The organism is Butyricimonas muris, assembly GCF_046365375.1.
Lineage (GTDB): Bacteria > Bacteroidota > Bacteroidia > Bacteroidales > Marinifilaceae > Butyricimonas > Butyricimonas muris.
This window is the reverse complement of record NZ_JBKEIT010000001.1, coordinates 541,536-562,950: the sequence shown is the minus strand read 5'-3', so window position 1 is coordinate 562,950 and position 21,415 is coordinate 541,536. Positions and strand designations below refer to the sequence as shown.

The 21,415-nt window shown below is 45.8% G+C and carries 14 protein-coding genes; 8 read left to right on the top strand and 6 right to left on the bottom strand.

All coding sequences use genetic code 11. From position 1 onward, the window contains the following. Nucleotides 1–89 precede the first annotated feature (89 nt). From ACK8P8_RS02410 to lepB, 4 genes are all read left to right on the top strand, one after another. Complete coding sequence (locus tag ACK8P8_RS02410; RefSeq protein WP_369860071.1) at nt 90–1,157, top strand: efflux RND transporter periplasmic adaptor subunit; 1,068 nt, start codon at nt 90–92, stop codon at nt 1,155–1,157. A 90-nt stretch (nt 1,158–1,247) separates the two neighbouring features. Beyond that, the gene (locus ACK8P8_RS02405) at nt 1,248–4,478 is read left to right on the top strand and encodes an efflux RND transporter permease subunit (protein WP_410025515.1); all 3,231 of its coding nucleotides are present in this window, start codon (nt 1,248–1,250) and stop codon (nt 4,476–4,478) included. Between the two features lie 3 nt (nt 4,479–4,481). Further along, nucleotides 4,482–7,523, top strand: coding sequence for an efflux RND transporter permease subunit (locus ACK8P8_RS02400; RefSeq protein WP_410025514.1), 3,042 nt, complete (start codon nt 4,482–4,484; stop codon nt 7,521–7,523). Continuing rightward, a complete protein-coding gene (lepB, locus tag ACK8P8_RS02395) occupies nt 7,520–8,377 on the top strand; it encodes a signal peptidase I (protein ID WP_410025513.1) in 858 nt (285 codons plus the stop codon). Before ACK8P8_RS02400 ends, lepB begins: the two co-directional genes overlap by 4 nt. A 4-nt stretch (nt 8,378–8,381) precedes the next feature. Here lepB and uvrA read toward each other — a convergent pair whose 3' ends face one another. From uvrA to ACK8P8_RS02370, 5 genes are all read right to left on the bottom strand, one after another. After that, complete coding sequence (gene uvrA, locus ACK8P8_RS02390; RefSeq protein ID WP_410025512.1) at nt 8,382–11,213, bottom strand: excinuclease ABC subunit UvrA; 2,832 nt, start codon at nt 11,211–11,213, stop codon at nt 8,382–8,384. 669 nt (nt 11,214–11,882) lie between these two features. Beyond that, a complete protein-coding gene (locus ACK8P8_RS02385; RefSeq protein ID WP_099292651.1) occupies nt 11,883–12,035 on the bottom strand; it encodes a DUF4295 domain-containing protein in 153 nt (50 codons plus the stop codon). 7 nt (nt 12,036–12,042) lie between these two features. Continuing rightward, nucleotides 12,043–12,231: a 50S ribosomal protein L33 gene (gene rpmG, locus ACK8P8_RS02380; RefSeq protein ID WP_018336620.1), complete on the bottom strand. Its 189-nt coding sequence runs from the start codon at nt 12,229–12,231 to the stop codon at nt 12,043–12,045. A gap of 11 nt (nt 12,232–12,242) precedes the next feature. Further along, nucleotides 12,243–12,485: a 50S ribosomal protein L28 gene (rpmB, locus tag ACK8P8_RS02375; RefSeq protein ID WP_099292652.1), complete on the bottom strand. Its 243-nt coding sequence runs from the start codon at nt 12,483–12,485 to the stop codon at nt 12,243–12,245. 99 nt (nt 12,486–12,584) lie between these two features. After that, nucleotides 12,585–13,838: a 4Fe-4S binding protein gene (locus ACK8P8_RS02370; RefSeq protein WP_410025510.1), complete on the bottom strand. Its 1,254-nt coding sequence runs from the start codon at nt 13,836–13,838 to the stop codon at nt 12,585–12,587. A gap of 328 nt (nt 13,839–14,166) precedes the next feature. Here ACK8P8_RS02370 and ACK8P8_RS02365 point away from each other — a divergent pair, with 328 nt between their 5' ends. Continuing rightward, the gene (locus ACK8P8_RS02365) at nt 14,167–16,275 is read left to right on the top strand and encodes a M3 family metallopeptidase (protein ID WP_303179806.1); all 2,109 of its coding nucleotides are present in this window, start codon (nt 14,167–14,169) and stop codon (nt 16,273–16,275) included. A 358-nt stretch (nt 16,276–16,633) separates the two neighbouring features. On the opposite strand, the gene ACK8P8_RS02360 is transcribed toward ACK8P8_RS02365, so the two are convergent. Next, nucleotides 16,634–17,911 (bottom strand): DUF2851 family protein, encoded by a 1,278-nt coding sequence (locus ACK8P8_RS02360; RefSeq protein WP_410025509.1) that lies wholly within the window; start codon nt 17,909–17,911, stop codon nt 16,634–16,636. 209 nt (nt 17,912–18,120) lie between these two features. Here ACK8P8_RS02360 and ACK8P8_RS02355 point away from each other — a divergent pair, with 209 nt between their 5' ends. From ACK8P8_RS02355 to ACK8P8_RS02345, 3 genes are read left to right on the top strand one after another with little or no spacing between them, the layout of a single operon-like run. Beyond that, nucleotides 18,121–19,008: a coiled-coil domain-containing protein gene (locus ACK8P8_RS02355; RefSeq protein ID WP_099292656.1), complete on the top strand. Its 888-nt coding sequence runs from the start codon at nt 18,121–18,123 to the stop codon at nt 19,006–19,008. Nucleotides 19,009–19,024: 16 nt separating this feature from the next. Continuing rightward, on the top strand, nt 19,025–20,695 hold the full coding sequence (locus ACK8P8_RS02350) for a formate--tetrahydrofolate ligase (protein ID WP_099292657.1): 1,671 nt from the start codon (nt 19,025–19,027) through the stop codon (nt 20,693–20,695). 59 nt (nt 20,696–20,754) lie between these two features. Then, nucleotides 20,755–21,411 (top strand): carbohydrate-binding family 9-like protein, encoded by a 657-nt coding sequence (locus ACK8P8_RS02345; RefSeq protein ID WP_099292658.1) that lies wholly within the window; start codon nt 20,755–20,757, stop codon nt 21,409–21,411. The last annotated feature ends 4 nt before the right edge of the window (nt 21,412–21,415 follow it).

Genomic DNA, 21,415 nt, shown 5'->3' with positions numbered 1-21,415 from the left:
CTCAGGATTCTCTCAACTTAACACACATGTCTTTTAAATATTATTTCCCACCTTTGAGGAATTGTAAAAAGGATTGAAAAGTTTGTTATATGAATTACAAGTTTATACTACCCATCGTGACCTCTCTCCTTTTGCTTGCTTGTAATGGCAAGAGTAAAAAAACAGAGGAAGAGGAACTAGCCAAAATGGAACAGCAGGAGGAAAACCACGTGGTGAAAGTGCAAGTGGCACGAGTGGCGCCGTTTAATCTGGAATTGATCAGTAACGGGAAGGCGGAAGCGACACGGAAGGCAACTGTCAATTTCGAGGTGGCGGACATGATCAGGGAGGTGAGGGTGAAGAATGGCGACCGGGTGAGAAAAGGGGACGTACTTGCCATAGTGGATGATTACAAGGCACAACAGACGCTGGAAGACGCACGCCTTACCATGGAAAAAGCGAATCTCGATTTGAAACTGGCCGTGATATCGGAAGGATTGAAGTCATTGGAGGACACGGTGAAGATTCCTCCCAAGAGAATGGAGGCAATATACCTGCAAAGCGGTTATCAAAACAGCATTAACGCCTACAAGAAAGCGCAACGGGAGTATTCACTCGTGAGGACAACCGCACCTTTCGATGGCATCGTGGCAGACTTGGAAGCTAAACCGTATAACCAGACGGCGGCATATAAATCGCTCTGCACCTTGATAGACGATTCAAAAATGGAAGTCGTGTTCAACGTGCTGGAAACAGAAATATCCAACCTCCAAGCGGGTATGGAAGTGGAAATCACACCATACGCCAATCATGAACACACGCTGAAAGGAGAAATCACGGAAGTGAATCCCCGGATTGACGAGAACGGAATGGTGAAAGTGAAAGCCGTTACCGGGAATCGGGGAGCTTTGCTCGTGGACGGGATGAACGTGAGTATTCTCGTGAAACGGCAGATAGATAATAAAATCATTGTCCCGAAGTCGGCAGTATTGCCCCGCCAAGGGAAGAAAGTCGTGTTCGTCTATCAAAAGGGGAAAGCCATCTGGCGATACGTCACCACGGGTTACGAGAACAGTTCGGAAGTCAGCGTGGAAGAAGGTATCGTACCCGGAGACACGGTAATTCACGAGAATAATCTTGGGTTGTCGCACATGAACAACGTGACAATTGACAATTGAAAGTTGAAAATTGAAAATTGAAAATTTAAAGAAGCGGTGGCAAGCGGAGAGAAATCTAAAATCTAAAATCATTAAATCTAAAATTAATCCATGCGTTTGTCAGCTTTTTCGATAAATACCCTGTTCGTGGTAATGATGCTACTGGGAATCAGCTTGATCCCGAGGCTATCGCTGCAACTGGAACCGTCGTCCCGGTCGAACAAGCTGAACGTGTCGTTCTCGTGGAGCAATGCCAACCCGGAATTGCTGGAAACGGAGGTAACCACGAAACTGGAGGGTGCACTGGCACGCATCCGGGGACTGAAAGAGCTGCATTCTTCCACGGGTAACGGATTCGGAACGATTGAACTGACAATCGATGAAAAAGAAAATATAGATGCAGTCAAATTATACGTGTCCTCCATCATCCGGTCGGTAGCACCGGGACTGCCGGAGGGTGTTTCAGTGAGTGCTGTCGGCGGCGGAGAATTTCATGACGGGAAAGCAACAGAATCGGAACGACGTTTGTTGATGAATTACGTGCTCACGGGACCGGGTAACTCGAAGGAAATCGCCACTTTCGCAGAAGATCATATCTCCCCCGTCATCTCGACCATGCCGGGCGTGGAGAGCATGAGCGTAACGGGGGCTGTCCCGTTCGAATGGGTGATGCATTATGACCGGGAATTATTCGCAGACATTGGAATTACCGCATCAGATATATCGAGTGCTATTTCCCGCTACTATTACAGGAATGATGCCGGGAAAGTATTGACCGAAATCACGCCGGAAAAGAAATACTCTTACCTAGTGTTCAAGGGAAACTCGGATGAGGATAAAACCGATATCATGAATCTCCCGATAAAAGTGATCAACGGGAAAATCATCTACCTGAAAAATATCGTGAGTCTGGATTACCGGGAAAGGGACCCTTCAGCGTATTATAGAATCAACGGGCTGAACCGGATCAACTTGAACGTATATGCGGAAAAGAACACGAACATGATAGAACTCGCCGGAAGAATCAAAGATGAAATGAAACGGCTCGCCGAAAGTTTCCCGGCAAACTATTCCGTGCAACTTATCCGGGACAACAGCACGGAGATCAAGGACGAATTGGCTCAGATTCTGTACCGGACAGGATTCACGATTCTGATATTACTGCTCTTCGTGTACCTCGTGAGCAGAGATTTCCGTTACCTTGGAATTATCACGATCTGTCTGGCGGCAAACTTACTAATCGCTCTCGTGTTTTACTATTTTTTCAAAATAGAAATCCACCTGTACACGTTGGCAGGAATCACGGTTTCATTCGGTATCGTCATTGACAGCGTGATCGTGATGACCGACCATTACCGTCACCACAGGAACCGAAAAGCATTCCTTGCCGTGCTTGCCGCCACGCTGACCACCGTGGGAGCGTTGAGCGTGATTTTTAACATGGACAGTTCAATCATGAGAAGCATGTGGGACTTTTCTGCCGTGATTATTATTAATTTGGGGGTATCGCTTGCCGTGGCACTCTTTTTCGTCCCCGCGCTGATGGAAAAAATACCGTTAAAACAAAAAAATCAACAACAACGCATCCGCCGCCTAAAACGCATCGTCCGGTTCAACCGAAGATACAGCCGTTTCAGCCGCTTCACGCGGAGATACAGGAAAGCGGCGGTGATACTCGCCGTGCTAGGATTCGGGCTCCCCGTGTTCCTGTTGCCATCGAGTGTAGACCGGGAAAAATGGTATAGCAACACGTACAATACTGTTTTCGGTAGCGAAACTTACTTGACGATCAAACCTTACACGGACAAAATCCTGGGCGGTTCTCTCCGCTTGTTCATGGAAGGCGGGGGTGACGCGTGGACACGAAGCCGGAAAGAAATGGAAAACCGCAAGACACGACTCACGCTCGACATGACGATGCCCCACGGTGCCACGCTCAAACAGATGAACGAGGCTTTCGGGAAACTGGAAAACTTCTTGTCCGGCTTTGAATCCATCGCCGCGTTTACCTCGGACGTGTCATCGGCAAACAAAGCTGAGATGGTCATCACGTTCAAACCGGAACACGAGAAAGACGGTTCGCCGGAACAAGTGAAGAACGAATTGATACGCTTTGCCAACACGATCGGAAACGGGGACTCGGAAGTGAACGGCGTAGGCAAAGGATTCTCGAACAAAACGTCAGAAGATATCCGGAGCGAACGCCTGAAAGTAATCGGGTATAATTACCGCAAAGTATTGCAATACGCCCAACAACTAAAAAAAAGACTGGAAAATAATATTCGGGTGAAGAAACTATATATCGGCAGCGACCGCTCGGCAAAAGCAAAAGCGTTTGCCGTGGAAGTGGATAAAGAAAAACTCGCCCGCAACAACGCCAACATCTCTAATCTTCTGGGTAACTTGAACCAATTAACTTACTCCGGTTCGTCCTCCACGCGAGCGTATATCAATGGGGAATATTCGAACATTGATATCCGACCGGACAAAAAAGTGGAAGCGAGCGTGTGGGACGTGCGTAACCAACCGTTGCGAGGGGACAAATCGGTGTATCGCCTACAAGATATAGGCACCATCACGGAAGAGAAAGATTTCGAAAACATTACCAAAAGGAACCAAGAGTACGAAGTCGAGATACAATACGATTTTATCGGGGCTTACCGCTTGTCACAAAAGGTGAAAGAGCGAGAAATAAAAGCCATGAACCGCACTATGCCCGTGGGGTTCCGAGTAAAAGAATCGGACGAATGGAGAAATTACTGGCAACAAGATATCGGGGGTATCGATGCCCGCATCCTGTATATCCTGTTGGTTATCGGGATCATTTACTTCATTTGCGCCATTTTACTGGAATCGTTACGTCAAGCCCTTCTCGTGATCTGTATCACCCCGATTTCCTTTATTGGCTGCTTCTTGGGGGGGTATTTCTTCGGGGTAGGATTCGACGAAGGATGCCTCGCTGCCTTTATCCTGTTGAGCGGTCTGTCGGTAAACGCCGTACTCTATATACTAAACGATTATAACAACAAGATAAGGCAAGGGGCTCCGCAAGGGATACAGACTTACCTGAAAGCGTACAACGCCAAGATTGTCCCGATATTCCTCACCATCGCCTCTACCCTGCTGGGATTTATCCCTTTCCTCATCGGAGAGATCAATCCTTTCTGGAAAAACATGGCAATCGGCACCATGAGTGGTCTTGCATTCTCGCTCCCGGTACTGATTATATATTTACCAATGACGTTTACAATTGAAAATGGAAAATTGAAAGTTGAAAATGAAAAGGAGGGGCGGAACGAGCAAGGAAATCTAAAATCTAAAATCATCAAATCTAAAATTTAAAATATGGTTCGCTTTCTAATACAACGCCCGGTAGCAGTCATTATGAGCACGATAGCCTTTATCGTGCTGGGAATCGTGGCATCGTTCCGGTTACCGGTGTCGTTGATGCCCGATATCGAAATCCCGGAGATTACCATTCATTACACGTGGGATAACGCTTCTATCAGCGAGATCGAGAACACCATCACGGCGGGCTTGAGAAACCAATTGCAGCAAATCCCCAAGTTAACGGAAATTCAGACGGAATCGAAAGAAGGAAGCGGGTTGATCACCATGAAATTCGAGTACGGCACCTCACTCGATTACGCTTTCATCGAGGTAAATCAAAAGGTGGACGCCAGCGTGAACAGCCTTCCCAAGGAAGTACAACGTCCCATTATCATCAAAGCGTCGACGTCCGACCTCCCGGTATTCTATATAAACATCAACCTGAAGGAATACGAATCGGAAGAAAAATTCTTGGAATTCTGCGAGTTCACGGATGCCGTGTTGAAAAAAAGACTGGAACAACTGACAGACATCGCCATGGTAGATATCAGCGGAATGTATTCCCCGGAACTCTATATCCTGCCTGACGAAACAAAATTGAGAAGTTTGAAAATAACCCAAGACCAACTGAAAACGGCAATAGACAACAACAATCAAGTATCCGGGAATCTCTCCGTGAAAGACGGGTATTACCAGTACAGCATCAGTTTTGCCTCGCAAATCATGTCGCCGGAAGAACTGCAAGAAGTATACTTGAACATCAACGGACGACTGTTACAAATAAAAGACGTGGCACAAATAGGTATACGTCCCCGGGAAAAAAGAGGTATATTCTTCAACGGCGACCGCCAGTCACTATGCCTTGCCGTAATCAAGCAATCAAACGCCCGGATGTCGGAAATGAAAGAAAAAGTAACCAGCTTGCTCGAACAATTCCGTGAAGAATACCCGGACGTGGAGTTTACCGTTTCAAGGGATCAAGCCCAGTTGTTGAATTACTCGATTGACAATCTCATCCAAAGTCTCTGGCAAGGAATTTTGCTCGCCGTGGTAGCCATGTTGTTTTTTCTAAGGGATGCCCGCTCACCACTTATCATCGCCATCAGCATACCCGTATCCGTGGTTATCACGATGTTCTTCTTCCAAATCATCGGGATATCCATAAACACGATCTCTCTATCGGGACTTATCTTGGGCGTGGGCATGATGGTCGACAACTCGATCATCACCATTGACAACATCAATCAACACCGGAACCGGGGTAAATCACTACTCCAGTCTTGCGTGGACGGAACGAACGAGATCATCACTCCCCTCCTCTCGTCGGTTCTGACTACCTGTGCCATTTTCGTACCTTTGATTTTCATGAGCGGTATCGCCGGGGCTCTATTCTACGATCAGGCTATGGCTGTCGCCATCGGATTGTTTGTTTCATTCTTCGTGTCTATCACGATAGTCCCCGTGGTATTCCACCTTTTATTCCGGAATGCCGGGGAGGGGAAAATCACTCGTTTTATACAACACGTCAGTTTCAAACACCTTGAAGACTATTACACGACTATTTTTCACGTCGTTTTCCACCACAAGAGATGGATCGTTGTCGGATGTTTTATCACGTTAATCGCGGGAACAATGATTGCCATGCAGTTAAAAGTGGAACGAATGCCCGTTATTGAAACAAACGAAATGATCCTCCGCACGGACTGGAACGCAAGTATTCACATGGAAGAAAACGAATCCCGGGTAAAGGATATTATCAAACGCTTTGAAGGAGAATGCGAAGAGATCAGTTGCCACGCCGGAGAAAAATTATTCTTCTTGAACCGGGAAAAGAACCAAAACACGAACGAGGCAGAATTTTACATCCGCACGGGAAACGCCCACGAATTGGACAAAACAGTGAAAAACATCAGAAACTATATCAAATCCACTTACCCGGCAGCCAAAGTGGATATCGAGGAAGTGGATAACCTTTTCGAGCAGTTGTTTAAAGACAGTGATGTCCCCTTGATTGTCTACCTTAGCGGGGAATCCCGGAGAGGAATCGTCGAACTCGACACGATCAACGCTTTTATCGAGCATATCGATTCCCTGATGCCGGGCTTAAAACTAGACAAACCGAGTACTTCCGAACGAATCGTGGTGGAAATTTTACCCGACCGCCTGGCACTCTACAAAGTGAACCAATCTTCACTGATTAATGTACTCGAAAAGAATATCAGTAAAATGAATATAGGGAAGCTCAACACGGGCAATCGTTATGTCCCAATCGTCATATCGGGAGAAGAAAAAACGATACTGGACATCATCCGCTCCTCGTTCGTGAGCAATGGTGACCAACTGGATATTCCCGTTGCCGCCTTGACTCGCATGAAAAAAGAGCTCGATTACAAGAGTATTATCGGTCGCAAAGAAGGTGTGGTCGTTCCCATGAATATCTATAATGTCGGTGACTCCACAGCCCGGATCATCAATCAAATACGTGAAGAAGCGGGCAAAAAGAAATTGAATACCCTATTCGACGGGCAATATTTTTCCGGACAAGAAACATTGTGGGAAATGGTGATGGTCATCATCGTCGCCATACTGATGCTCTATTTTATTCTGGCGGCACAATTCGAGTCCTTGTCCTTACCCTTGATCCTGTTGATCGAAATACCGTTGGATATCGCTTTCACCATGCTGGTATTATGGATATGCGGTATATCACTGAATCTTATGTCCATGATCGGTATCGTGGTGATGAGCGGTATCGTTATCAATGATTCCATTCTGAAAATAGACACGATCAACCGGTTGCAACGTTCGGGTGTCCCTTTAGAAGAAGCCATTCACGAGGGCGGGGTACGACGCTTGAAACCTATTCTCATGACCAGCCTCACGACTATACTGGCCATTGTTCCCATGCTATGGGGAAATGATATCGGTTCACAATTACAACGCTCCATGTCCGTTACCCTGATCGCGGGTATGACGATCGGGACTTTAGTCAGTTTGTACGTGATTCCCTTGTTTTATTACTATTTAGAACGTATTTTTATCTCCATAAAGAAATGAAAAAAGTTGTCAAGAACATATTGCAATACGTCGGGGCATTCCTGTTAGCTATCGTGATTGCCGCTATCATGAGGTTTTTTATCGTGGATTTTTACAGTATTCCTTCCGACTCAATGTACCCGACCATCGAGCCGGGTGACTTTATTGTCGTGAATAAGCTGTACATGGGAGCACGCTTCTATAAAAACTTTGATTTTCTGGAAGGGGCACGACCGGAAACGGTAAGGGTTCCGGGATACGGTTCTCTGGAAAGAAACGACGTGATCGTCTTCAACTTTCCCAAGTATAATCAACACGGGGAATGGGAAATGGACCCGCAAACTTTTTACGTGAAACGTTGTATCGGCTTGCCGGGCGACACGCTGTCTATCCGGGAAGGCATCAATTTCGTGAACGGCAAAAGCGGTTACGGCAATATGCAGGATCAACAACGCTTGCACCGCTACCGAGGAGATTATGCCGACGGAATTTACCGCACTTTCCCTTTCGATACCCGTCACGGTTGGAACATTCAAAACTTCGGTCCCTTTTACATCCCTGCCGCGGGAAGTACCATCCCGATCGACACGTCCAATTACTCCCTGTATCAAAGAATAATCACCCACGAAACCCAAACCCCTCTCTACATCAGAAGAGGACAAATCTATCTTGATGACAGCCTTATCCGACAATACACTTTCCGGAAAAACTGGTATTTTATCGCCGGTGACAAAGTTTTCGACTCCCGTGATTCCCGCTACATCGGTCCCATCCCCGAAGATTTTATAGTGGGCAAAGCCTCTTTCATTCTCACCTCGAAAGACCCGTACACGAAAGATTACGTGTGGCGCCGTTTTTTCAAGAAGATAAAATGAATCACTAACCGAATTCTTCCCGCAAGAAAGGAGCGGTTTCCGATTTTTTATTCTTGGCAATTTCCTCCGGGGTTCCGGTACACACGATTGTACCGCCTGCTTTACCTCCACCGGGACCCATATCGATAATATAATCCGCTACTTTTATCACGTCGAGATTATGCTCTATCACGATAACGGTATTCCCTTTATCCACCAACTTTTGCAGTACCCCTAAAAGGATATTGATATCCTCGAAATGTAACCCGGTCGTCGGTTCATCCAGTATATACAAGGTTCTTCCCGTATCCTTCTTGGATAATTCCGTGGCCAGTTTTATACGTTGCGACTCTCCCCCGCTCAACGTCGTGCAAGGCTGTCCGATCTTGATATATCCCAAACCTACATCCTGCAACATTTTCAACTTCAATTGCAAATGAGGCAGATTCTCGAAAAATTCGACAGCCTGATTGATCGTTAAATTCAGCACGTCACCTATCGACTTTCCCTTGTAACGGACTTCCAAAGTTTCTTTATTGTAACGTTTACCGTCACAGGCTTCACAATGCACGTACACGTCCGGCAAGAAGTTCATTTCGATCGTTTTCACCCCCGCCCCTTTACATTCTTCACATCGTCCGCCACTCACGTTAAACGAGAAACGCCCTGCCGTGTATCCCCGAATCTGTGATTCCGGCAACTTCTCGAATATCTTACGAATATCAGTAAAAAGTCCCGTGTAAGTGGCAGGATTCGAACGGGGACTCTTCCCCAACGGACTTTGGTCTACCACGACCACTTTATCTATATTGGTTATCCCCTCGATCGACTCGTAAGGTAAAGGCGTCGTCAACGAATTATAAAAATGAGCACTCAATATCGGGTGCAACGTACCGTTTACCAAAGATGATTTACCGCTACCGCTCACACCCGTGATACAGATAAACTTACCTAACGGGAAATCGGCACTCACGTTTTTCAAGTTATTCCCGGTACAACCTTTCAAGGTAATCTTCTTCCCGTTCCCCTCACGCCGAACCGCCGGCACGGCAATCACCTTCTCTCCGTTCAAGTATTGCGCCGTCAGGCTATCACTTTTCAGCACGTCGGAATAAGTTCCGATAGCCGTAATCTCTCCCCCTTTCCGTCCTGCCTTGGGACCTAAATCCACGATATAATCGGCATTCTCCATCATCTCCTTGTCATGTTCCACGACAATCACGGAATTACCGTTATCTCTCAATTCCTGCAAGGAATGAATCAATTTCCGGTTATCCTTCTGGTGTAACCCGATACTCGGCTCATCCAGAATATAAAGCACGTTCACCAACTGCGAACCGATTTGCGTTGCCAGACGGATACGTTGGGATTCTCCCCCCGAAAGCGTCATCGACTGCCGATTCAGAGAAAGATATTCCAATCCCACGTCCAACATGAATTTCAAGCGGGTACGAATCTCTTTCAAAATCTCCCCGGCTATCTGTTTCTGTTTCTCTTCCAAATGTACCTCCACGTCACAAATCCACTCGTACAAGTCGGATAATTCCATATTTGCCAATTCGGCAATGTTCTTCCCGTTTATCCGAAAATGCAAAGCCTCCTGATTCAACCGTTGCCCGTTACAAACATCGCAAGTCGCCACGGAGATAAACTGTTCCGCCCATTTGTTGGCTTTCTTGGAAGTGGAATTCTCTTCCTGCATGGTCACGTACTTCAAAATTCCCTCGTAAGTCGTCAGGAAATTGGATGATACCCCGATCTCGGCATTCTCTAACCGGAACTGTCCCGGATAACCGTACAAAATATCTGTCAGAGCCTCCTCCGGTAAATCCCGAATCGGTTGCTTGATATCCGCACCATGCTTCCGTAATATCGTCTCAATCTGGTAAAATATAAGAGATCCTTTATATTTCCCCAAGGGCAGGATACCCCCGGCATAAATAGAAAGCGAATCATCCGGTATGATTTTATCCATCGCCACTTGATTGACGTATCCCAATCCCTTACACTTTTTACACGCCCCGTGAGGAGAGTTAAAAGAAAAAGTATGGGGCGCCGGATCTTTATAAGAGATACCCGTGTCCGGGCACATCAAATGGCGGCTGTAATATTTTATCTCGTCGCTCTCGTAATCTTTTACCGTCATCACCCCTTTACCGTGCTTCATCGCTGTCGCCACGGAGTTTTTCAAGCGCTTCTGGTCAACTTGCTCCATCACGATTTTATCCACCACGATTTCAATATCGTGCATCTTGTAACGATCCACGCTCATCCCGATCGTGATTTCCCGTATCTCTCCATCCACGCGGGCTGAAATAAACCCGTTCTTCCGCATATTCTCGAACAACTCCCGGTAATGTCCTTTACGTCCCTTCACCACGGGAGCCAATATAAGAATACGCTTCCCCTCGAAATCTTTCTGTAATAACTCCTGTATCTGCTCGTCAGTATATTTCACCATCTTGCTTCCCGTGGCATAAGAATAAGCCACTCCCGCGCGGGCATACAGCAAACGCAAGAAGTCGTAAATTTCAGTGGTTGTACCCACGGTAGAACGGGGATTCTTGTTCGTCGTCTTCTGTTCGATAGAGATCACCGGGCTTAATCCCGTGATCTTATCCACGTCAGGACGCTCCATTCCACCCAAAAAACGACGGGCATAAGCGGAAAAGGTTTCCAGATACCTACGTTGTCCCTCGGCATAAATCGTGTCGAATGCCAACGACGATTTACCACTACCGCTTAACCCGGTAATTACCGTCAACTTATCGCGAGGTATCGTTAAATCTATATTTTTCAAATTGTGCTCTCTGGCACCATATATGGCTATATTGCTATCTTCTTCTCTGTAATCCATGAATTTTCCTTGGCCTTAAAAACTGACTTACAAAGATACTAAAAATTGACATTGGAAATACCGAAAACTGGAAATGAAAAGGTTAAAAATTCTATGAATCCAAAAGGGTTATATACACACTAAATCATAAATCTAAAATCATAAATAAAAAAGGAGGGATTCCCTGTAAGTCTTAAATGGAATATATTGGGACTGACGAAAAGATGTTGTATGTGTGTGTGTGCGTGCGTCTGTGTGTGTGGTGTGTGTGCGTGGTGTCCCGTAGAACATATTCCAGTACCATTAAGAACTCTCTCAGAAAATCAGCTTAAACCATAGTCAAAGCTATCCCCTCTCTTTTATGCTAGATGATTCAATCTAATAACAGCTAAAAATAAATCATAAGTTCATCATCTAATATACTCTCTTTAACGTCGCCGAAAAAGAAAGGTTTCATTATTTCCCGAAAAAAAATCGAGGAAATTTATTTTTTCAATCTTTCAAACTAACTCTTTCAATTTTAGCAATCATTTCTTGTGTCTTGATCGCTAATATGTGTTCTTTTACGGGGAGATTTCAAATAGGTTACTCTTTTACCGAATTTTTTTTCCAACGGGAACAAATATTTTATCTATATACAGAAAAAGGAGCATCTCACGACGCTCCTTTCATATATGAAGATTTAAAATCTTACTTTTTCAAGGCATCTTTTACCTGTTCGTTGGGAACCATTTGTTCCTTAAAAGTATAGGCACCGGTTTTCGGAGATTTTACCATTTTGATCACTTTCGCGAATCCCCTACCATCTGCTGTTTTTAATGTTGCAACAACTTTCTTTGCCATAGCTTAATTATTTAATTTCTCTGTGTAAAGTTACTCTTCTCAGAATCGGGTTGTATTTACGCAACTCCATTCTCTCGGGTGTGTTCTTTCTGTTTTTGGTAGTGATATAACGAGAAGTTCCCGGCATACCGGATTCTTTATGCTCCGTGCACTCCAAAATCACCTGTACTCTATTTCCTTTGCTCTTCTTTGCCATCTCTTCTTACTTTATACGTTCTTAACTAAACCATTGGCAGTAGCTTCTCTCAAGCAAGCATTGATACCTTTCTTGTTGATAAGGCGCAATCCGGCAGCTGATACATTCAAACGTACCCATCTTTCTTCTTCCGGCCAATAAAAATTTCTCTTAAACAAGTTGATCTCGAATGTTCTCTTTACTCTTCTCTTAGAGTGAGAAACATGGTTACCAACCATCGCTTTCTTTCCAGTTATTTGACAAATTCTTGACATCTCTCTCAATATTTTATAAACGCTTTCCAAACAGGATGCAAATTACGCACTTTTAATTCAAACAATCAAGTGTTTTGATAAAAAAGTTTCAATATTTTTTTACTGTAAGATAAAATACAATACTCCCAAGAAAATCACCAACGCCAAGCATTCCCGAAACACCTTCTTCCATCTCTCCGGGTTTGCCTTTGTATCGCCCTTTCTCAAAATATCCAACAACTCTCCCGTGGGACAAAAATAATTACACCACGGGCGAGAAAAAAATATTGACAAGATTAAAAATACCACGGCAAGCGCGATCACCCAACTCGATGCCGCCGTCAACAGAAACGCGGAAAAAGGTTCCAAAGACGCCAATTCCAGCGGGATTCCCCACAATAACAAAGCGATGATCACCATAAAATAGGTAACCCGGGTATATTTGAAAATATTTTTCCAAATACCCTTCGGGACGATTTTTTTCTTGCGGATTTTTCCCATCACTTCTTGAGCCGCCCCGAACGGACAGAGATAAGCACAATAATACGCCTTGTTCAGAAACAAAGGACATACTATCGCCAACACGGCGATCACGGGTAATAAAACACGCGCCCCCCAAGGAATCCCGTTCAACAACCAGTTGAACAACAACTCGAACGAAACGAAATACCCGCTCCAAAAACCAAGAATCAGAATGGAAGCCACCTGTAACGGCAATCGCCACTTCTTCATCCGGCTTCCCCAGAACATACTGGCCAGAGCCAACAGCACTACCAATCCCCCCAAAGCATGACGAACCAGTTTCAACCAATCCGTATGCCGTCCGCCCCCGTCACGCTCGAAATAAAAATTCAACGCTTTCTTCACGCTTCCCCGAACGGCATCCGTGGTCATCGTGGCACCGCTAACGGCTTCCACGTTCATCTCTGCCGCTTCCTCCAATGTCTTACCGTCCCATGACGAGAAGAAATTTTTCCTCGTTATCTGACGGATAAAACCGGGTGACTCACTATGATTTAATAAAGTAAGTCCTAAAATCACGTCTTCCCCGGACACGGCCAGAAATAAAGGTACATTCCCGGAATAACCGATCAGATCGTCGGCTATCGGCGTCGTCACGATCAATTTACCTATCACGTCCCCGTTATTCTTCACGTCATAACGCACCTCACTGACTTTCTCGATACCCGTGCAAGCGGGAAAATATTTCTTCACTTCATCCAAGGGAACAACCTCTGTTTCCGTCTTCACATCCTCTCCCTTGTTCTCCTCTGCGCTCTTGAAATTCAACGAAATCAAATAAACAATCACGCACAATAATATAACCTTAGGCAACTTCGTGACAAATGTTGCTACATTCTCTTTTACACTCATAACATCAAAATCTTATTAAGCACACAAAAATAGCGAGAAAATCATTTACTTGTATATTTTGTCACGCATAAATGCGTGACGTTACAAGTTACAGGTTTGCAGGTTACAAGTTAATAAAAGGTATTCCATAATACTTGTAACCTATAACCCGCAAATGATAATTTGCAAACTTTTATTATATTTGTCGCACGCAAACGCGTGACGTTACAATTTGTAAGTAGCAAGTCAATTCAAGTCACACCATAACTTGTAACCTGCCAACCTGCAACCTGTAACTTGCAAATGACAATTTGCAAACCTTAATCAATAACCAATTAAAATTTTACGAATGAAGAAAATCACTTACTTAGTTTGTTGCGTGGGATTGGCTATGCAATCCTGCCAATCAGGGCAAGTGAAGAATGAAAATCCATTTTTCAACGCGTACGAAACCCCTCACGAGGTTCCGCCCTTCCATTTAATTAAAAACAAACACTACATTCCGGCTTACGAGGAAGGGATGAAACAGCAACAAGCTGAAATCAAGGCGATTATCAACAACCCGGAAGCACCTACTTTCAAAAACACGATCGACGCCCTCGAGGCATCCGGGGAAATGCTCGACAAGGTAGCTTCCGTCTTCGGGAACCTGCAAGGTGCCAACACGAATGATTCGATCAAAGCCATCGCCAAGGAAATCACCCCGAAGCTAACCGCCCACAGGGATGCCATTAACTTGAACGACAAGCTATTCGCACGCATCAAGACCGTGTACGAAAACCGGAACAAAGAAAATCTCACCCCGGAACAGTTGACCGTATTGGATAAATACTACAAAGACTTCGTGCGAGGTGGTGCAAACCTCTCCCCCGAAGACAAAGAGACATACAAACGCTTGAACAGCGAGTTATCCGTGTTAAGCCTGCAGTTCGGCGAAAATCTTCTGAACGAAACCAACGCCTTCAAACTGGTTATCGACAACGAGAAAGACTTGTCCGGTCTTCCCGCCAACGTGATAGCCACGGCAGCGGCAACAGCGAAAAACGCCGGACTGGAAGGCAAATGGGTTTTCACGCTCCACAACCCGAGCATGATCCCGTTCTTGCAATATGCCGACAACCGTGATTTGAGAGAAAAAATCTACAAGGCATACATTAATCGTTGCAACAACGACAACGAGTACGATAACAAGGAAATCATCGCCAAGATGACCTCTTTGCGGGTACAAAAAGCGCAATTGCTGGGTTACGACACCCACGCCGCCTTTATCCTTGACAATAACATGGCACAAAACCCGGAGAACGTTTACAACTTGTGCAACCAAATCTGGGAAGCAGCTCTACCGATTGCCAAAAAAGAGGCAGCCGAACTTCAACGTATGATTCGTAAGGAAGGTAAAAACTTCAAATTACAACCTTGGGACTGGCGTTATTACGCGGAGAAAGTGAAAAAGAGCAAATACGGGTTGGATGAAAACGAACTCCGCCAATACTTCCCGCTGGAAAGCGTGAGAGAAGGAGCCTTCTATACCGCCAACAAACTATTCGGTATCACCTTCACGCAACGAGCGGATATTCCCGTCCCCCACCCCGACGCACTAGCGTTCGAGGTAAAAGAAGCCAACGGCGATCATATCGGTATCCTATACATGGACTTCCACCCGAGAGAAAGCAAACGTTCTGGAGCTTGGATGAACTCCTACCGGAAACAGTCAGCTTTGGGTAAAAAAGTATCCCCCGTCATCACAAACGTGTGCAACTTCACCAAACCTGCCGGGGAAGACGTACCCGCCCTACTCAGTTTCGACGAGGCACAAACCCTCTTCCACGAGTTCGGGCACGCGCTTCACGGGTTGTTATCTCAATGTACATATAATAAGGTATCCGGAACATCCGTTCCCCGCGATTTCGTGGAACTCCCCTCGCAAATCATGGAAAACTGGGCTTCCGATCCCGAAGTGATGAAAATATACGCCCGCCATTATCAAACCGGTGAGGCAATCCCGCAATCCTTGATTGACAAACTGGAAGCGAGCGGACATTTCAACCAAGGTTTCGTCACCACCGAGTTTATGGCTGCCGCCCTGTTGGATATGGCTTACCATACACGTACCACGACAGACCTCGTGAACCCGAATGAATTCGAGAAAACCACGCTGGATAAGATCGGGCTGATTCCCGAAATCACGGTACGTTACCGCAGTCCCTACTTCCAGCACATATTCGCGGGCGGGTACTCCTCCGGCTACTACGCCTACACGTGGGCAGAAGTACTGGACGCCGACGCTTTCGAGGCTTTCAAGGAAACCGGAAACATTTTCAATCCCGAAAAAGCAAAATCATTCCGGGAAAATATTCTGGCAAAAGGCGGATCGGAAGACGCCATGACACTATACAAACGCTTCCGGGGACAAGAACCGTCCATCGAGCCTCTATTGAAAAGAAAAGGGTTGAAATAACACCTTCATATATATAAACTGTACAAAGGGAATGACCTCACGACAAATCGGTCATTCCCTTTTCCATACCTTGAAAAACCCGGGGACAGGCAACCCCACAATTATACATTTCCTACAATCAACCCCTCGCGTAACCTGCAAACTGACATCCCCTTGCTCTTCTGTTTCGCGGGAAACATTACCACCCGTGAATGTTAAAAAAGCGTATTGTTTACTAAAACGTGGGCGAAGCGCAGGCGAAGTGTGGGCAAAGTGTAGGCGATGCCGCCTAAAAGCCACCTAACAGTCACCTTAAACCCACCCCTAAATATAGACTTCCCCTAGTTCAAGGGCAGGCTAGCCATTGTATCCCGGCTGATTATTTCACGACACTTCGAAACACCTCTCCACCAATCTTGCAATGCAAACACCGGTGAGCGTCACAATATTCCCGCTTGATTTGAAGCAACGCTTGCGATTGTAAAGCGGACTTCAACCCGATACCCTGTTTCGTCCACGCCTCTGTCACGTGATTGCGTTCCGCTTCCAACTCTTCCAACCATTGAATAGCCTTATCGCAATATCGTTCTTCTTTTCTCTCCCTGCCATAAATAAAAAGGAAAGGGATAATCGCATTGATCACGATAACGGTCTTCATGCTATTCCCCAATCGTTTTACTTGCCTCGCGGCGGGTACACCCGGTTTATAATGCGAGTCCCAATAGTCGGAAGCCTGCACGTCCAGCAATTTATACACCTCCGGCAAATGCTCCGCTTCCAGCACGGCGGAAAGCAAAAAATTGAAGCGCATCATTAAAGACGCCAGAAGAGCCAACCGTACCGTCGGGAAAGAAGTCGGACGAATCCGCATATACTTCCATCGTGCCCGTTCCATCGCAGTCAGATGAAACTTAGCCGCTTGATACTCGTATTCCTCCCGCAAAGCTATCGTGTAATCGTCTTCTTGTTCCAATCCCGTCAATAACCCGGAATACCCCAGTAACAAGGCTTCTACCCGAAACAAATTATCACTGCAACGAATTATCTTCTTGTAGGATAAATCCCGTGCCAACTGGGCAAACGCCTCCGCATTCACGTTACCCGACCAGTAACGAACCAACATCCGGTAAAAACAATCTTCCCAATCATTCCGTGTTTCATCCAGCATCAGTTTAATATCCCCGCATTTCCGTTCCAGCCGCTCGATCGCGTATCCCGTGAAAAGCATATCCATACGCACCGGATCAACACGACGCAAATTCCGGTAACAACGAGGTTCCACGGGAACACCCTGCATAAAGATGTACTCATCCCATAACCGCACGTCATACCGAAGGGTAATCGCATCTATTTCCCTGCCTTTAGAATCACGCACTTCCATGTCGGCATCCGCCACGACGGAAAGAATCACGTTATCGTACGCCGTGTCTTTCTCGTGCCCGTGCCGAAACCAGTCACTCGCTTTTTGATGAATTTCCACGTTTCCCGCTTGCACGACATCGCCAATCCGCACCTTCGCGTTGAAAAAGTCTGGTCCTGCATCCCGGTTTTGTAAACCGACATTCAAAATCTCCACCTCTTTTCCTTTCGTTGAAAGGCATCTCGTGCTCGTGAAAAGAGAATTCGCCCACACGTATTGCAAAAATTCTTCCGTCATAGTAACTCCCTGTTTAAAATTATAGCTTTGTCAAGGGTTTAAAATATAATATTCAAAACGCTGATTACAATATTAGAAAAATTTAATCAAAAAAACAAGTGCTAAATTTTTATAAAATCTAATCCTTTCTCCGTTCTATAACGTTTTATATCTATATTTGTTGAAATGAATAACCAAGCTTTTGTTATAACATAAAACCGAATATAAATATGGAAGAAAAACAACTCATTAAAAGCAAGAAAGATAAGACGTTACTCATCGTCATCGGCGTTCTGTCCGCTATACTGATCGTCCTTTTTGTCTTTTTCATGATCGAGAAAAAAGAAAACCGGGAAAATATGGTTGCCATCACGGCCGAAAAGGAAGAACTTCAACAAGAATTGACGGATTTGAGTCATCACTACGACAATTTAAAAACAGATAACGATACACTGAACAACAAATTGGCACACGAGCAGGAGAAAATAGCCTCGCTCATGGAGAAAATGAAAGAATTCCGTAATAATTCTTACGCCGAGATCAACCGGTACAAGAAAGAAATCGGGACATTGAAAACAGTTCTGAGAAGTTACGTGGTGCAAATCGACTCGCTGAACCAACTGAACCGGAAATTGGTAGCGGAAAACACCGAGGTGAAAAAACAAATGGACTGGGTTCGGGACAGGAATAAAACACTGGAACAGAAAACCGAACAATTGGCGGAAACCCTCGAAAAAGCAAGTACGCTATCCGTTGAAAACTTCAAAGTGTACTGCGTCAATAAAAACGACAAAGAAACCAACTTGAGAAGATGTTTCCAACTGAAAGCAGACTTCTCGCTTGCCCGAAATATCACGGCCAAACGAGGTCCCCGGATGATATACCTGCGGATTACCCGCCCGGACGGACAAGTATTGGCAGCATCCAGTAAATCATTTTTCAAATACCAAAACGCCACGCTGACCTATTCCGCCAGACGCGAAATAGAGTACGAGGGCGAAAAACTGGAAATCGCCATATTCTGGCCGAATGACGGCAGTCTGGAAAAAGGAGAATACATTGCCGATTTGTTCTCGGACAACCAACAGATCGGGACAACAAAATTCATATTAAAATAACATTAACTACACGCGTATGAAAACAGATATTGAAATTGCCAATTCCATACAGATAAAGCCGATCTACGAGATCGCAGATAAGTTAGGAATCGATAGGGATCTACTGGAACCCTACGGAAGATATAAAGCGAAACTACCGTTAAGCCTGATCGATAAATCAAAAATCGACGGGAAAAAACTGGTACTGGTTTCCGCCATCTCCCCCACCCCCGCGGGTGAAGGAAAAACGACCATCTCCATCGGTCTGACGGAAGGATTGAACCGCATCGGCAAACAAGCCACCGTGGTGTTGCGCGAGCCCTCGCTAGGTCCGGTATTCGGTATCAAGGGAGGTGCCACCGGGGGCGGATATTCACAAGTCGTTCCCATGGAAGACATCAACCTGCACTTCACGGGCGATTTCGGGGCTATCGAGAAAGCCCATAACTTACTGTCCGCTTTGATTGATAATAACATACAGAGCAAAACCCACTCGTTGAACATAGACCCGCGCACGGTGACATGGAAACGGGTAATGGATATGAACGACCGTTCACTACGCCACATCATCGTGGGATTGGGCGGTACATCTGCCGGTATTCCCCGTGAAACCGGATTCGACATCACTGCCGCTTCCGAGGTAATGGCGATCCTCTGCCTGTCGGACGACTTTGAAGACTTGAAGAACAGACTCGGGAACATCTTCATCGGTTACACGTTTGACAAGAAACCGATTTACGCCCGTGATTTAAACGCGCACGGGGCTATGGCAGCCTTGTTGAAAGATGCCATCAAACCCAATCTCGTGCAGACTCTGGAAGGCAACCCCGCCATTATACACGGTGGTCCTTTTGCCAATATCGCGCAAGGAACGAATTCTATCATCGCCACCCGCATGGGCTTGACTCTTTCCGATTACGTGGTCACGGAAGCCGGATTCGGTTTTGACTTGGGCGCAGAGAAATTCTTCGACATCAAATGCGTGAAAGCAGGATTGAAACCCAGTGCCGTGGTCATGGTGGCTACCGTGAGAGCTTTGAAATATCACGGGGGAATGAAACTCGACCAATTGAAAGAACCGAACCTCGAAGCCTTGAAGAAAGGTATCGGCAACTTGGAAAAACAAGTCGAGAACATGAAGAAATTCAACATCTGCCCCGTTGTAGCGATCAATAAATTCGTGACGGACACCGATGAAGAGATTGCATTCCTTGCCGAAACGTGTAAAGCACTGGACGTACCCATGGAAGTCGCCGAAGTCTGGGCAAAAGGCGGTGAAGGAGCCGAAAACCTTGCCCGACTGGTATCCAAGGTGGCAGAGCAATGCACTTGCAGCATGAAACCTCTCTACGACTGGAACTGGAGCGTGGAGAAAAAGATTGAAACCATTGCCAAAGAACTATACGGTGCCGCCGCGATAGACTATTCGGCAGAGGCCAAAGCCGACCTGAAGAAAGTAATGGATCTCGGGTTGGACAAACTTCCGGTGTGTATCGCCAAAACACAAAAATCACTCTCGGACAACCCGAAATTACTGGGACGCCCGAAAGATTTCGTGGTTACCGTACGCCAGATCGAGATAGCATCCGGAGCAGGATTTATCATACCGATCACGGGTAGTATCATGCGAATGCCCGGTTTACCGGATATTCCCGCCGCGGAAAAAATAGATATTGACAACAACGGTAAAATTACCGGCCTATTCTAAAACATTATACCGACGTGTCAGGTGAAAATTGCCTGACACGTCTTATTTTCTCTCATATCATGGATATCATTGAAATAAAAAAGTTTCCGGAAGTAGCGAGTAGTGAAACATTACAGGCTCTAAGCTATCACCTAGACCGAGAATGTAACCGAATAAACTTGAAGGAAATCAATTGGCCGGATGTATATCCATACAAGCCGGAAGTTTATTTCCGGATTGCCTACAATGAACACCATCTTTTCTTGAAATTCGACGTGCAGGAATATGAATTTCGTGCCACGGCGCTCACGCCTTGCTCTCCCGTGTGGGAAGACTCATGCGTCGAATTTTTCATACAACCAGAAAAATGCACGGGATATTACAACATCGAGCTCAACGCTATCGGCACGGTACTGGGAGCCTTCGGCACCAGCCGGGAGAAACGAAGACCCATACCCCGCAGACTGGATAGCGATATTCTCCGTGACTCCACGATAAAGTTCAACAACGAGAACCCGGACGAAGCCTACTATCAATGGTCGCTCATGGTGAAAATACCATACACCGTTTTTTTCAGACATAAATTCCAACCCAAACCGGGTACTACCATCCGAGGTAATATCCACAAATGCGGTAACAAATTGCCACACCCGCATTTCGTGACATGGCACCCCGTGAAAACACCCAAACCGGACTTTCACCAACCGGAACATTTCGGTACACTCATTTTTAAATAAACTG